This window comes from Bacillus sp. F2HM (genome assembly GCF_019266135.1).
Classification (GTDB): domain Bacteria; phylum Bacillota; class Bacilli; order Bacillales; family Bacillaceae; genus Bacillus; species Bacillus safensis.
In genome coordinates this window covers 98,225-110,742 of sequence record NZ_LRMO01000022.1, presented here as the reverse complement: position 1 = coordinate 110,742, position 12,518 = coordinate 98,225, and the positions used below count along the sequence as shown (strand labels likewise).

At 41.6% G+C, this 12,518-nt stretch carries 17 protein-coding genes and 2 riboswitches; of the genes, 5 read left to right on the top strand and 12 right to left on the bottom strand.

The window, feature by feature from the left end; translation table 11 throughout:
• Positions 1 to 40: 40 nt before the first annotated feature.
• Genes gcvPB through gcvT form a run of 3 tightly spaced genes read right to left on the bottom strand, consistent with a single transcriptional unit; the run spans position 41 to position 3,954 of the window.
• Positions 41 to 1,501 (bottom strand): aminomethyl-transferring glycine dehydrogenase subunit GcvPB, encoded by a 1,461-nt coding sequence (gene gcvPB / locus AWT60_RS14570; protein WP_041106844.1) that lies wholly within the window; start codon positions 1,499 to 1,501, stop codon positions 41 to 43.
• On the bottom strand, positions 1,494 to 2,840 hold the full coding sequence (gcvPA, locus tag AWT60_RS14565) for an aminomethyl-transferring glycine dehydrogenase subunit GcvPA (RefSeq protein WP_024427996.1): 1,347 nt from the start codon (positions 2,838 to 2,840) through the stop codon (positions 1,494 to 1,496). Before gcvPA ends, gcvPB begins: the two co-directional genes overlap by 8 nt.
• Before the next feature lie 16 nt (positions 2,841 to 2,856).
• Positions 2,857 to 3,954 carry a glycine cleavage system aminomethyltransferase GcvT gene (gene gcvT / locus AWT60_RS14560; protein WP_218677404.1) on the bottom strand — a complete coding sequence of 366 codons (1,098 nt, stop codon included), beginning with the start codon at positions 3,952 to 3,954 and terminating at the stop codon, positions 2,857 to 2,859.
• A 103-nt stretch (positions 3,955 to 4,057) separates the two neighbouring features.
• Positions 4,058 to 4,152, bottom strand: a riboswitch (glycine riboswitch).
• A gap of 3 nt (positions 4,153 to 4,155) precedes the next feature.
• Positions 4,156 to 4,261, bottom strand: a riboswitch (glycine riboswitch).
• Between the two features lie 253 nt (positions 4,262 to 4,514).
• On the opposite strand from gcvT, the gene AWT60_RS14555 reads away from it, so the two are divergent.
• The 4 genes from AWT60_RS14555 to sinR all read left to right on the top strand — a co-directional run bounded on the left by AWT60_RS14555 (position 4,515) and on the right by sinR (position 7,714).
• Positions 4,515 to 6,185 carry a DEAD/DEAH box helicase gene (locus AWT60_RS14555; RefSeq protein ID WP_218677403.1) on the top strand — a complete coding sequence of 557 codons (1,671 nt, stop codon included), beginning with the start codon at positions 4,515 to 4,517 and terminating at the stop codon, positions 6,183 to 6,185.
• Positions 6,186 to 6,199: 14 nt separating this feature from the next.
• Entirely contained in the window at positions 6,200 to 6,997 is a 798-nt protein-coding gene (locus AWT60_RS14550; RefSeq protein WP_218677402.1) for a YqhG family protein, read from the top strand.
• A 183-nt stretch (positions 6,998 to 7,180) separates the two neighbouring features.
• Positions 7,181 to 7,345 carry an anti-repressor SinI family protein gene (locus AWT60_RS14545; protein ID WP_075623492.1) on the top strand — a complete coding sequence of 55 codons (165 nt, stop codon included), beginning with the start codon at positions 7,181 to 7,183 and terminating at the stop codon, positions 7,343 to 7,345.
• 33 nt (positions 7,346 to 7,378) lie between these two features.
• Positions 7,379 to 7,714 carry a transcriptional regulator SinR gene (sinR, locus tag AWT60_RS14540; protein WP_087975811.1) on the top strand — a complete coding sequence of 112 codons (336 nt, stop codon included), beginning with the start codon at positions 7,379 to 7,381 and terminating at the stop codon, positions 7,712 to 7,714.
• Between the two features lie 67 nt (positions 7,715 to 7,781).
• Here sinR and tasA read toward each other — a convergent pair whose 3' ends face one another.
• From tasA to tapA, 3 genes are read right to left on the bottom strand one after another with little or no spacing between them, the layout of a single operon-like run.
• On the bottom strand, positions 7,782 to 8,582 hold the full coding sequence (gene tasA / locus AWT60_RS14535; protein WP_218677401.1) for a biofilm matrix protein TasA: 801 nt from the start codon (positions 8,580 to 8,582) through the stop codon (positions 7,782 to 7,784).
• Between the two features lie 57 nt (positions 8,583 to 8,639).
• Entirely contained in the window at positions 8,640 to 9,212 is a 573-nt protein-coding gene (gene sipW / locus AWT60_RS14530; RefSeq protein ID WP_075623494.1) for a signal peptidase I SipW, read from the bottom strand.
• Positions 9,213 to 9,264: 52 nt separating this feature from the next.
• Positions 9,265 to 9,792 (bottom strand): amyloid fiber anchoring/assembly protein TapA, encoded by a 528-nt coding sequence (gene tapA, locus AWT60_RS14525; protein WP_075623495.1) that lies wholly within the window; start codon positions 9,790 to 9,792, stop codon positions 9,265 to 9,267.
• 300 nt (positions 9,793 to 10,092) lie between these two features.
• On the opposite strand from tapA, the gene AWT60_RS14520 reads away from it, so the two are divergent.
• A complete protein-coding gene (locus AWT60_RS14520; RefSeq protein WP_226014770.1) occupies positions 10,093 to 10,371 on the top strand; it encodes a DUF3889 domain-containing protein in 279 nt (92 codons plus the stop codon).
• A 34-nt stretch (positions 10,372 to 10,405) separates the two neighbouring features.
• Here AWT60_RS14520 and AWT60_RS14515 read toward each other — a convergent pair whose 3' ends face one another.
• The 6 genes from AWT60_RS14515 to comGC all read right to left on the bottom strand — a co-directional run bounded on the left by AWT60_RS14515 (position 10,406) and on the right by comGC (position 12,510).
• Positions 10,406 to 10,600 carry a YqzE family protein gene (locus AWT60_RS14515; RefSeq protein WP_024718846.1) on the bottom strand — a complete coding sequence of 65 codons (195 nt, stop codon included), beginning with the start codon at positions 10,598 to 10,600 and terminating at the stop codon, positions 10,406 to 10,408.
• Between the two features lie 63 nt (positions 10,601 to 10,663).
• Complete coding sequence (locus AWT60_RS14510) at positions 10,664 to 11,044, bottom strand: competence type IV pilus minor pilin ComGG (RefSeq protein WP_218677400.1); 381 nt, start codon at positions 11,042 to 11,044, stop codon at positions 10,664 to 10,666.
• Positions 11,041 to 11,493, bottom strand: a complete 453-nt coding sequence (gene comGF, locus AWT60_RS14505) for a competence type IV pilus minor pilin ComGF (RefSeq protein WP_218677409.1) — start codon at positions 11,491 to 11,493, stop codon at positions 11,041 to 11,043. The genes AWT60_RS14510 and comGF overlap by 4 nt, the downstream gene beginning before the upstream one ends.
• Positions 11,480 to 11,794: a competence type IV pilus minor pilin ComGE gene (comGE, locus tag AWT60_RS18565; protein WP_041106865.1), complete on the bottom strand. Its 315-nt coding sequence runs from the start codon at positions 11,792 to 11,794 to the stop codon at positions 11,480 to 11,482. The genes comGF and comGE overlap by 14 nt, the downstream gene beginning before the upstream one ends.
• A complete protein-coding gene (gene comGD / locus AWT60_RS14500; protein WP_075623497.1) occupies positions 11,778 to 12,224 on the bottom strand; it encodes a competence type IV pilus minor pilin ComGD in 447 nt (148 codons plus the stop codon). Before comGD ends, comGE begins: the two co-directional genes overlap by 17 nt.
• Positions 12,217 to 12,510: a competence type IV pilus major pilin ComGC gene (comGC, locus tag AWT60_RS14495; protein WP_218677399.1), complete on the bottom strand. Its 294-nt coding sequence runs from the start codon at positions 12,508 to 12,510 to the stop codon at positions 12,217 to 12,219. Before comGC ends, comGD begins: the two co-directional genes overlap by 8 nt.
• Between the last annotated feature and the right edge of the window lie 8 nt (positions 12,511 to 12,518).

Sequence of the window (12,518 nt, the reverse complement as noted above, 5' to 3'; positions counted from 1 at the left end):
AAAGACTCTGGGAGCATGATTCCCCCTGAGTCTTTTTTCTTTATTTTCTTTCAAAAACGAGAACTGGATTCCGTGCGGCCTTTGTTTCGTCCATACGTTTGACGACCGTTGTATGCGGCGCTTCCTGCACCACTTCAGGATTCTCTTCTGCTTCTTTCGCAATTTGAATCATTGCTTCGATGAATGCATCAAGTGTTTCTTTTGATTCTGTTTCAGTCGGTTCAATCATGATACATTCCTCTACATTGAGCGGGAAGTAAATCGTTGGCGGATGATAGCCAAAATCAAGTAATCGTTTGGCAATATCCAGTGTCCGCACACCTAATTTTTTCTGACGTTTACCTGAAAGGACAAATTCATGCTTACAATGACGATCAAACGGCAAATCATAATGAGCACTTAAGCGGCGCATCATATAATTCGCATTTAACACAGCATTATCGGTTACAGCCTTTAAGCCGTCTGGCCCCATCGAGCGGATGTACGCATAGGCTCTGACGTTAATGCCAAAGTTGCCATAGAATGGCTTCACGCGCCCAATTGATTCTGGACGGTCATGATCAAAGTAAAAACGGCCTTCCTTCTTCACAAGCACCGGCTTTGGCAAATAAGGAATTAATTCCTTTTTAACGCCAACAGGACCTGAGCCAGGACCTCCGCCTCCGTGCGGGCCTGTAAAGGTTTTATGAAGATTTAAGTGGACAACATCAAATCCCATATCTCCTGGTCTTGCTCTGCTTAAAACAGCGTTCAAGTTGGCTCCGTCATAATAAAGCTTACCACCCGCTCCGTGAACGATTTCAGCCATTTCTAAAATATTTTCTTCAAAGAGGCCTAGTGTATTCGGGTTAGTAAGCATTAAAGCAGCTGTTTCTTCATTAACAACGCGGCGTAAATCTTCTAAATCAACAAGCCCGTTTTCGTCAGATGCGACGGTAATGGTTTCAAATCCAGCGACTGTCGCAGATGCCGGGTTCGTTCCATGAGCAGAATCAGGCACAATGACTTTTGTACGCTGATGATCTCCTCTTGCTTCATGGTACGCACGGATCATCATGAGTCCCGTCCACTCGCCGTGTGCTCCTGCCGCAGGCTGTAATGTCACAGCGTCCATTCCCGTAATTTCTTCAAGATGTTCACCTAGATCGTATAGTAATTCTAATGCACCTTGTACAGTGTCTGCCTCTTGTAGCGGATGAACCTGCGAGAACCCTGCAAGGCGTGCAACCTTTTCATTAATCTTTGGATTATATTTCATCGTGCAAGAGCCAAGAGGATAAAATCCGGAATCAACCCCATGATTGCGTCTTGATAATGCTGTATAATGACGCATAATATCAAGCTCAGATACTTCAGGAAGCTCAGCATCCTCATCACGGATGTACGTCTCATCAAATAAAGACGGGATCTCCTGTTCAGGTACATCTAAATCAGGCAGGCTGTACCCTATTCTTCCTTCTTTAGATAATTCAAAAATAAGCGGCTGATCTTGTTTATTCATGGCGATCCCCCAATTCCTTGATAAACGTATCAATTTCTTCTTTTGTTCTTAACTCTGTCACGGCTACAAGCATGTGCTGCTGAAGCTCTGGGTAGTCTAGCCCTAAGTCGTAGCCGCCGATGATTCCTTTTTCAAGCAATCGTTTATTGGCTTCTTTCACAGGCTCCTGTAACTTGATCACAAATTCATTAAAATGAGCTCCTTCTACATCCGCCTGCAGTCCATATTTTTCTGCTTGCGTCTTGGCATAATGGGCTTTTTGCACGTTTTGATAGGCGATGTCTTTTATGCCTGTTTTCCCTAGTGCCGTCATGGCAACAGAAGCAGCTAACGCATTTAATGCTTGGTTTGAGCAAATATTTGACGTCGCTTTATCTCTTCGAATGTGCTGTTCACGCGCTTGAAGGGTCAGAACAAATCCACGAACACCATTTTCATCTTCTGTCTGCCCGACTAAACGACCTGGCACTTTTCTCATCAACTTTTTCGTCACGGCAAAATATCCGCAGTGAGGTCCGCCAAATGCAGCCGGGATGCCGAACGGCTGCGCATCACCAACGACAATATCTGCCCCGAGTTTTCCAGGAGGCGTCAATAGTCCGAGTGCGAGGGGATTGCTAGAGACAATGAATAGGCTTTTTCCTTTATGTGCAATGGGTTCAATGTCTTTTAACGGCTCGACTACACCAAAAAAGTTTGGATATTGCACGAGAACTGCTGCTGTATCATCGCAGACCGCCTTTTCCAATGCAGCTAGATCTGTCTGCCCTTTTTTCGCAGGCACTTCAACAACTTCAATGTTTTGTCCTTTGGCGTATGTTTTCAGCACCGCTCTTGATTCAGGGTGAACCGTTTCAGAAACAACCACTTTTTTCTTCTTTGTGTGTCCCGCAGCGAGCATTGCCGCTTCAGCCAGTGCCGTCCCGCCATCATACATCGAGGAGTTGGCAAGATCCATACCAGTCAGCTCAGCAATCATTGTTTGAAATTCAAAGATTGCTTGCAATTCACCTTGCGAAATCTCAGGTTGATAAGGTGTATACGCTGTATAAAATTCAGAGCGTGAGATGACATGATCGACAATGACAGGCTGGTAATGATCATATACACCAGCTCCAAGAAACGATGCATAGGAAACTGTATCCTTATTCTTTGCAGCTAGTCGGGATAATTCCCTGACAAGTGCTGTTTCAGATGCGGCTTCTTTGATGTTGTATGCTCCTTTGAATCTAACTTTCTCTGGGATATCTGAAAAAAGCTCATCAATCGACTGAACGCCGATGACATCCAGCATTTCTTTTTGATCTTGCTCTGTTTGCGGCAAATACCTGTGCTTCATCCTCTATTCCCCCTCGTTATTTGGCTCTTTTATAAAATGGTGTTGCGACGATTTTGGCTTTTAGACGTTTTTTGCGAACTTGTACCTCCACCTCTGCCCCAAGCTCCGCCACTGAGGTTTCGATCAAAGCAAGCCCGACATTTTTCTTTAATGTTGGGGATTGAGTGCCCGTTGTAACAATCCCAACCTGCTTTTCTCCTGAAAAGACTGGATAATCTGTACGCGGTATCCCTTTATCGATCATTTCAATGCCGACAAGCTTTCGTTTCAGTCCCTCTTCTTTTTGTTTTTTAAGTGCAGCTTTTCCGATAAAATCAGCTTCTTTATCCGTTTTGACAGCAAAACCAATGCCGCCTTCTAATGGAGAGATATCCTTTGTCAGCTCCTGGCCATAAAGCGGAAGTCTTGCTTCAAATCTCAAGGTGTCACGTGCACCGAGTCCGCATGGAATGAGTCCTTTTGGCTGCCCCGCTTCTAATAAAGCTGACCAAAGGTGGACCGCATCTTCTGACTGACAGTAGATTTCAAAGCCGTCTTCCCCTGTGTAGCCTGTTCTGGAAACGAGCACTTCTTTATTTGCGACCTCAGCTTTTGATAAAAACGTAAATGGCTTAAGCGATGTCACCTCTTCATCTGCCACTTCTCTGATGATGTCAGCTGCAAGAGGTCCTTGAAGCGCTAGCAAGGCGGTTTGATCAGAAATATTTTTGATCAATACATCATCCTTCTCTTGGTTCTTCAAAAGCCAATCCACATCTTTTTCGATATTTGATGCATTGATGACAAGTAAATAGTGATTCTTTTCTTTTTGGTAGACGAGCAGGTCATCTACCGTTCCGCCATCTTCATAACACATGGCTGTATACAGTGCCTTACCGTCTGTCAGCTTAGACACATCATTGGTTAATAACCTTTGTAAAAATGGAAGGGCATCTTGACCTTTGACGTCCACCTCACCCATGTGAGACACATCAAAAAGCCCTGCTTTTGTTCGAACAGCTTCATGTTCTTCTTTAATGGAAGAAAATTGGACAGGTAATTCCCAGCCCCCGAAGTCAATGGTTTTTGCGCCAAACGTTTCATACGCATGAAAAAGCGGTGTTCGTTTCAACATCAATCGTTTCCCCCTTTTTTCTTACAGTGCAAATGCAAGCTGAATTTTCAGAAAAAAATCACAGCAAAAAAGGACAGAGCGCTCCCTTTTATCAAAAAGAAGTCTCTGTCCTTGCACCTGAAAGTTTACAGCACAATATCATTGTGCGTTTTCCCCTTTGGTGGTTTGCTAAAACCCTTAAGCAAACACTCTCCAGAGTTGCGTCCGGTAAGAGTACTTTTGCCTGAGAGATTCACTGAATCATTCAGCTTGCTCCTTCGGCGCCTGCCAGTGCAAATAACCGCCAAGTCTCTCCCCATACCATCATCCGCTCATATTTTTCACATTTATTGGACATACTATCAAAATGGGTGACTTATTTTCTAGATCACTTATCAACATCCTACCATTAGAAATGGATGAAGAGCAACAGAAAAATCATTAACATTTTTAAAATAACCTTTCGATATCGTTCGCTTTTATTCATATATCTAGTCTTTTAGAGACCTCTAAAAAAATGAAGCGTTTAAAAACAGAACAATTTTATCAGATCCTACTAGAAAGAAAGGCAGGCGACCACATTGAATATTCAAACGATTTTTGATCAGGAATGGGCAAATGAATTTCAGCAGCGGCTTTCAGCAGACGGCCCCTGGGCGAACTGGGATATGTATCGTTTAGCGACGCAGGTTCAAAAAGTCACAGCCATTGATTCATTCGAGGGGCTGCAAGCTCCCGCGCACCTGCCTGCGTTCACACCTTTAAAGCACCAGCTCGAAGTAGCCAGAAGAGTCGTAGAAGAAATGAATGGGAAAGCCATTCTAGCAGATGAAGTGGGACTTGGAAAAACCGTAGAAGCAGGACTCATTATCAAAGAATACATGATTCGTGGACTTGCCAAAAAGATTCTCATTCTCGTCCCCGCCTCCCTTGTGTCTCAGTGGGTACAGGAGCTGCGGACGAAATTTTATATTGATGCTGTTGAACAAAAAAAGAGCTATGTGTGGGAGCAGTGTGACGTTGTCGTTTCCTCTATTGACACAGCCAAAAGACAGCCGCATCGAGACACGATTTTATCGATTGCCTACGATATGGTCATTATCGATGAAGCACACAAACTGAAAAACAATAAAACGAAAAACTATGAATTTGTGAGAAACCTGAATAAGAAATTCTGCCTGCTGCTGACAGCGACACCTATTCAAAACCGGATCGGAGAAATATTTAATCTTGTTTCCCTTCTGAAGCCAGGACACCTAGGAAATGAACATCAATTTAAAGATATCTTTGCCAAAAAGGACTTGCAGCTTGAAGACCATGACCGATTAAAACAGCTCGTCAATAAAGTGATGATTCGAAACCGAAGACAAGACACAGGCATCGAGTGGACAAAACGGCATGTCAAAACGATTTCCATTGATTTCTCTCCGACAGAACAAGCATTGTATGATGAAATCTGCAAGCTGAAAGAGAATCCGTCTTATACAAAGCATATGTTTTCCATTATGACCTTGGAACGAGAATGCTGTTCAAGCCGTGAAGCAGTTTATATGACGATTAAAAAAATGCAGGAAGAAGAAAAGCATATTCTCGGATCTTCTGCTATAACGCAAATCATGGAGAAAATCAATCAAGTGGAGCAAAACTCAAAGGCGCTTGAAGTCGTCAAACTCATTCAGCAGTTAAATGAGAAGGTCATTATTTTCACCGAATACCGCGCCACACAAATTTATTTACAATGGTTTCTACAGCAAAATGGCATCAGCTCTGTGCCATTTCGAGGCGGCTTTAAGCGGGGCAAAAAAGATTGGATGAAAGATTTATTCAGAGAACGGGCGCAAGTGTTAATTGCGACAGAAGCTGGCGGCGAAGGGATCAATCTTCAGTTTTGTAACCAAATCATTAACTACGACCTCCCGTGGAACCCGATGCGTTTAGAACAGAGAATTGGACGTATCCACCGCCTTGGTCAAGAGCGGGATGTCCACATTTACAATATGTCAACAAACGGAACAGTTGAAGAGCATATTTTAAAGCTTTTATATGAGAAAATTCAGCTGTTTGAAAACGTCATAGGCGATTTAGATGATATTTTAACGAGGATTGATATTGAAGATGTCGAAACAAAGTTGCATCAAATCCTCTTCCAGCATGAACCGGACGGAGACATGAAAAAGAAATTAACCCAGTTTACTTCTTATTTAACTGAAGCACAAACACCACTTTTAGAAAAAAGACAGCAAGGCTCATAAAGGAGAGTTGATCAATGGAGCAGCATGACATTCACACCTTTCTTCTCCGTTTTTTCAAAGCGAATCAATGCAGCATATTAGAAGAAAGTGCAGGACATATGACCGTACAGCTGACAATCGAAATGGATAAATTGATTATGAACCGTCCTTTTTATTGGCACTGGCTTGAAAAAACTGGCGGTGTACCTGAACCGCGGCAATTGACATTCATCACAGATCAAAAAAAAGCGGGTGATACGACCAATGGTGAATTTATCCATTTCGGCTCCCCCCGGTTATTTCAAATATTTGAGGCGGTCAAACAACAGGGCCGTTTTATCCGGCTTTATGAACGAGTCAGCCCGCTCACGAACAACCAGATCGCCCTTGAGCCATGGCTTGGTCTCAATGTAAAAATTTCTTATCTTGCAGACCGGAAGAAGGATAAGCTTTTATCATTAGGCCTTCATCTCATTCGCGGAGAAGTCATTGAACAATTTCAAGAAAAGCTGGAAGCTCGTGAGCTGTCGTCTCAAATTCCCGATTATTGCTTTACAATGAGTACAATGATTAAGCCTGAAAGCGGAATCAAACGGCTCTACAGCCTCATGGAGCGTTATGCCCATGAGGAGCCGGACGACTGGGCAGTGCGAGCCGTTCAAAAATGGAAGGAAGACTTCGAACTTTTAAACCAATTTTATGAAGGGACTTCAGACACATCTGTAGAATATGAAATAGAAAGACAAGCACTTAAAACTTTATATGAACCAAAAATCAGTCTTACGATTGAAAATGGCGGACTTTTTTACTTACAGCAAAAAAGAGGAGGTTGACTCATGGTCCCCCTCCCCTTTTATGTGACATACAATTTTCGATCAGTCTAAAGCTAAGTTTGTCTGTTTGTATTGGGCGGAAACATGACGCAAGCAAACTATGAGGTCTTACCACCTATGTCTTTCCATTTCATGCGTTAAGTGCCTGAAATACATGATTCAGTATTTTAGGAGGGTATTTGTATGGAAAAGAAAACGAACAAATTAGACAGTGAATGGATTCAATTATTACGCGAAGCTCGCAAGGCAGGACTAACAGTTGAAGAAGTCCGTCATTTCCTCAAATCAAATGAAAAGTCCTCTGAGTCTCCCCCTCTGGTAAGAAGTCATTCTATCAAACCTTTCTGAATGTGCTATAATATCGAAAGGAAGGTGATGACATTGATTGGCCAGCGTATTAAACAATACCGCAATGAAAAAGGCTACTCACTATCAGAACTGGCCGAAAAGGCTGGGGTAGCGAAGTCTTATTTAAGCTCAATAGAAAGAAACTTGCAAACAAACCCCTCCATTCAATTTCTTGAAAAAATCTCCGCTGTTCTGGACGTCTCGGTTCATACACTTTTAAACGAAAAAGATGAAACCGAATACGATGGTCAATTAGATAGTGAATGGGAAAAACTAGTTCGAGATGCAATGACATCAGGGGTTTCGAAAAAGCAATTTCGTGAATTTTTAGATTATCAAATCTGGAGAAAAAAGCAAGAAGAGGAGTAAAGCGCACGTTTTAGCGCATACTCCTCCAATTGCTATGCAGACCTTGATATCAGCCTAAAGACTGGCTTTATTTTTTATCTTCGCTGTGTGCTTTTTCGTTTTCTTTCACGTAGCCTTTTTCATCCGTATGCTTTTTTGGATTGATCGTTAAACCATTCCACTGAGTCGCTTCGAAGGAAAGATCAATTTGAATCGCATCGCCTTGGTATTTATTTTGGATATAGTGACCAGCTTTATCCTTCGTCTGGTCATTGATAAATTCAATGATCATTTCCACTTTATCGTAATCAAACGGATTCTTTGGAATGCCGTCATACTCTGGAGCCACTGTTCCATCAACAGTTGCTACATTAATTTTCCCACTTTCATGTAAAAACTTCTCATCGACGGCATGACGAAGCTTTTCAAATGCGGTCTGATCCTGTTTTGACGTTAATTGATGCAAGTCAAGCAGGTTTGCATGGTTTAAAATAATATTTTTCGGATAACCATTTCCACCTTCGGCTCCAACCGTAAGAACACTCACCTGAAACTGGCTGAGAAATTCTTCAGCTGTATTTTTACCGCCATTCTTCGCGGAAGATCCATCAGTAAACTGGCTATAATCAAGACTCATCAGCACTTGGTTTATCGCTAGTGATCCCTTATTATCAAAATGAAATTCTTTCTTGATCCGATCACCAGGTTTTAAGTTCGAAAGGTTGATGGCGCCGGAGTTCTCTTTAGCAGATAAATCCAGCTCTCCTGTCGAGTAGACCGCGTTTGCCTTTTCAATATCATTAAACGCCGCCCATGTTCCCCCGCCAATTAATGCAAGACCTAAAGCCCCTGATAATACACCTAAACGAATTGATTTCTTCATTGCCATGAATAATAAACCCCCTAATTTATTGTTTTATTGAAACCTGATTAGGTTACAAACGATTTAAGCTTGTTCCTCTTTCATATGTACATCAGCCGTGTGTCTACGATGTTTCGCTGCGCCCACAAAATGAATGGTTGAATAAACGAGCAGCATGACACCTGGTATGATAAGGAGCAAAGCAGTTCCAGCAGATGTCCCTGCATACGAAAGAAGCTTTCCTGCATAAGGGATGCTTACTCCCATATACTGCGCAGTTACCTGATCCGCTTTTACCAGCGTGCCGTCCTGATACATATTATTGTCACCCTTCGTCTCAAACGCTTTATTTTCACCCTTTCCCTTCACCCCAACAATTCGGTGGGTCACAAAGGACTGATCCTGCTTTGTTTGAAACGTAACAATATCTCCTTTTTTGAGCGTCTCAGGTGAGGCGACCTGCTTTACAACAATCAGTGACCCAGCTGAAAATTCTGGTTCCATCGAACCTGATAATACTTGCTTCAATTGATAACCGAAGATCTGAGGTTCTCCTCCTGTTGTTCTTGATGACAACACGACAATAATAGAGGCTATCATCACCGTGAACACCATCACATAAAGAATACTCCCAGACATCTTCATCCATTTTTTCATAACCCCTTCTCCCCTTCGCCTATCATTTTTTCACTTTAAAAGACAGCTCCATTTAGGACGCCTTTTCTTGACACTTTGAGAGCACCATCGGTTTAGACCAAAAGTACGCCTGATCAGATGCGCCAAACCCTTTAGGATAATAGATTTTAAATGCATAGCTGCCATTTGTTTTTGCTTTATCTGTCGTGACAGTCGCTGTTTCTTGCGACAACAGGGACTTTATGAAGCCCTTTTCAAGAATATGACCATCTTGTAATGGCTTCTGACCATTTCCTATTTTATGTAATTCCCACTTCCATTCAGAGTACGCAATAGGCTGTCCACTATTTTTTAGTGTCATGCTCAGCTTTTGAGGTGCGCAGACTGTTCCTTCGATCATCGTTTGATCGATAAGCTCCAATTGACTTTGATCCCATTTTTTAGGCTGACAATGCTGATCTGTCTGTTCAAAATTTTCACATGTTTTCATGACAAAGCTTTTGTGCTCGACATCGTTAAAAGAAGCATTTGTTGGTGTCATAATGGAAGATGTCAAAATCAAACAAATGGCACAAAAGAGTACAAAGAGCGACTGTTTCATTCATTCCTTCAACTCCTTGAACTTTTGTTCTTTAAAAAGAACGATTATATACAGTATAAGGAAATACCTATAAAACCCAAAACGTCAAATTAGTCCATTTTGTTCTTAAACAAGAACCATTACGAGAAAATTCTCCCATTTTCTCATTTTTTCACCATATTCAATATTTTTTTGTGTGACATTTGTACTTCTTAAAACTTACATAAAAATGCAGGATTTGGTCAGGATATGAAGAAGGTGAGGTGATGTTAAGTGAAATATGGAAAAAGCATAATCATGCTCAGTTTACTGCTGAGTCCTATGATTCTAGAGGACAAACCCGTTGATGCGAGAGGTTTGACTGCCGCCGCAGATCAATGGGAAACGCGTGCAGTCAAAGAAGCAAAAAAAAGATACCCGCTAACGCAAGTCTTATTTAAACAAAAAGTATGGGACCGCCACCGCGACAAGGAATCTGTGAAACAGTATCATATTACGTTAAAAGACCATACAAAGGAATTTGGGGTGTTCGTCACCATTTCCTATAACCCTTACTCAAACAAGGTGAATAAAGTGATTGTTGTGGAGGAATACAGCTAAAGTGGCATAAAAAAACCGCCTGCTGGGCGGCTTTTTACTTTCGTCGATGGCGCTGGCGTTTTTTAAGCATCATGGAGAAGCCAAACGGCAAAACCCCAAATAAACGCTGTGAAAACGGCGGTTTCGTTTCCATTTTTTCTTGTTTGTGTTCCTTCCGTTCGTCACGTGGTGTATTCATATATTTAATGATTTCCTGCGTCATATATTTTACATAGTCATTTGTTTTCAAGCACATTCACCTCTTCTTCCTTCAAGTGTTACCAGGAAGAGTATGATTTTATACACTGGCTAATCAGGATTTGCCCATCTCATTGATTTCACCGGTCTTCCAATCCAGCATCAGTTCACGCTCATCGGATAAACCATCTTTTGTTTTCACCTTCACCAAAACAAGGACAAGTTCTTTCTTTAGATCGCATTTCATCCGCTTCAGTGTCACACGGCCTTCCTCAGTATCAATATGGGTTTTCTGTTTCTCACAAATATGTTCTACTGTGCTGGCAGCTTCACTCACACCCACCCTAAAAAGCTGCTGTTTTTTATAAAAAGAAATCGTCAGCTCTGCACTTTTCAGTTCTTTTTGAACCCCCATCGTTACCGCCCCTAGGATCAAGAGAAAAAATAAAATTGCCGCAAGTACATGCGGATAGATAAACCCTTCCTCTCTTTTCACGATTTACGAACCACTCCTTTATATGTGAAAAAAACGGCTTCATACACTTTACCAGATCCATCTGTGACTTTAAGAATCGCTCTATGCTGACTCGTTCTCACGTGAAATTGTTTCACATTATGCAATAAAGGAAGATGTCCAGCTTGATCCGTTCGTTTTCGAAGCATCTCTTGGTATGGCTCAATCGTTACCACTCGCCCTTGATCGGAAATATACTCTAACACTTTTCCTCCTTTCACCGATTTGACAGCAGCTGCACGACTTAATTCCTCATCTAATTGCAGGACAGTCTGTTTCCACTCCATTTGGGAAAATCGATTGATGTCTTCAAATGGACGAGCTTTCTCAGCTGCTGAAAAGATCAGCACACAGCCAAAAGAAAGAAATAGAAATAGCTGCAATTGCCACAAAGCTTGTAGAAGGGTAAAAGCTTGGTCATCGCTCCACATGCCGAAAGCATATGGTCTCTTTTTTTTGTACTTTGTATGAAACACATCCCTTCTGTTTACGCCAATTGAAAACATACGTGATCTCGCCTCTCTTCTTTTTGATGGAAGATGTTGTCCCATTTATGAACGCTTCATTCATCTGTTCATGTAAAACCTGATAAGCTTCAAGCTTGGCTCTCACTTCCTTTTTCCCCATCATGAGTTTTTCATAGGCTGGCATGAGCACTAGGGCAGCAAATAGAAAGAGATGACAAGCAAACAGCGTTTCAAACGTACTAAATCCTCTATTGTTTTTGAACATGGATTCGCCCGCTTCCTAAATAAATCGTGAGTTTATACGTTTGACTACCAAATTCGACAATGAGAGATCCACCGCTGCTTGGATGTCCGTTTGCATTAAAATAGATACCTTGCGAGAATGTAGAAGTTTTAATGCTGCCCTTTTTATGTTGATAAGAAGCAATGACTTCGTTACTCTTTTGATCTATTACCTGATAAGATACATGCGGCGGATGGATCTCAACATGTACACGTGTTTTTTTGATAAATGCAGTATATGATGCCAATTGAAGATCTTGTTTCATGATGTTTACTTGTCTTTTGGCTTCAGCGCTCTCTATTATATTTGGGATTTTCCCTCCCATGATCGACAATACAATCGATAAAACAAGTAAGATCATCAGCTGTTCAATCAGGGTAAAACCCTTCTCATGTAAAAATAATTTATTCATGCTTCACGTTGCCGTTTTGAATGACAATCGCTTTTCCATTAGGACAAGTTAATCCCTTTTTGACATAACCTTCTTTTTCTAATTCATCTAAAGATGGCGTCTTCCCATCATGCTCCAATTCATATGCCATCACTTGTGTGCTGACCATTGATTTAAGCCCTTCACAGCCCTTTGCCTGAATAGCTTGGTGATGACGTGTGATATTTGGTAAGGTAATGAGTAAAAGAATGGATATTACGAGCATGACTATTAACATTTCTAACAGGGTAAATCCTTTATCATTCATGTCTCTGT

What these genes read in the sequence shown, in the direction of transcription:
- gcvPB (WP_041106844.1), bottom strand. Translation starts at nt 1,501, where the DNA reads ATGAATAAACAAGATCAGCCGCTTATTTTTGAATTATCTAAAGAAGGA.
- gcvPA (WP_024427996.1), bottom strand. Translation starts at nt 2,840, where the DNA reads ATGAAGCACAGGTATTTGCCGCAAACAGAGCAAGATCAAAAAGAAATG.
- gcvT (WP_218677404.1), bottom strand. Translation starts at nt 3,954, where the DNA reads ATGTTGAAACGAACACCGCTTTTTCATGCGTATGAAACGTTTGGCGCA.
- AWT60_RS14550 (WP_218677402.1), top strand. Translation starts at nt 6,200, where the DNA reads ATGGAGCAGCATGACATTCACACCTTTCTTCTCCGTTTTTTCAAAGCG.
- AWT60_RS14545 (WP_075623492.1), top strand. Translation starts at nt 7,181, where the DNA reads ATGGAAAAGAAAACGAACAAATTAGACAGTGAATGGATTCAATTATTA.
- tasA (WP_218677401.1), bottom strand. Translation starts at nt 8,582, where the DNA reads ATGGCAATGAAGAAATCAATTCGTTTAGGTGTATTATCAGGGGCTTTA.
- sipW (WP_075623494.1), bottom strand. Translation starts at nt 9,212, where the DNA reads ATGAAAAAATGGATGAAGATGTCTGGGAGTATTCTTTATGTGATGGTG.
- tapA (WP_075623495.1), bottom strand. Translation starts at nt 9,792, where the DNA reads ATGAAACAGTCGCTCTTTGTACTCTTTTGTGCCATTTGTTTGATTTTG.
- AWT60_RS14520 (WP_226014770.1), top strand. Translation starts at nt 10,093, where the DNA reads ATGATTCTAGAGGACAAACCCGTTGATGCGAGAGGTTTGACTGCCGCC.
- comGF (WP_218677409.1), bottom strand. Translation starts at nt 11,493, where the DNA reads ATGTGGAGCGATGACCAAGCTTTTACCCTTCTACAAGCTTTGTGGCAA.
- comGE (WP_041106865.1), bottom strand. Translation starts at nt 11,794, where the DNA reads ATGTTCAAAAACAATAGAGGATTTAGTACGTTTGAAACGCTGTTTGCT.
- comGD (WP_075623497.1), bottom strand. Translation starts at nt 12,224, where the DNA reads ATGAATAAATTATTTTTACATGAGAAGGGTTTTACCCTGATTGAACAG.
- comGC (WP_218677399.1), bottom strand. Translation starts at nt 12,510, where the DNA reads ATGAATGATAAAGGATTTACCCTGTTAGAAATGTTAATAGTCATGCTC.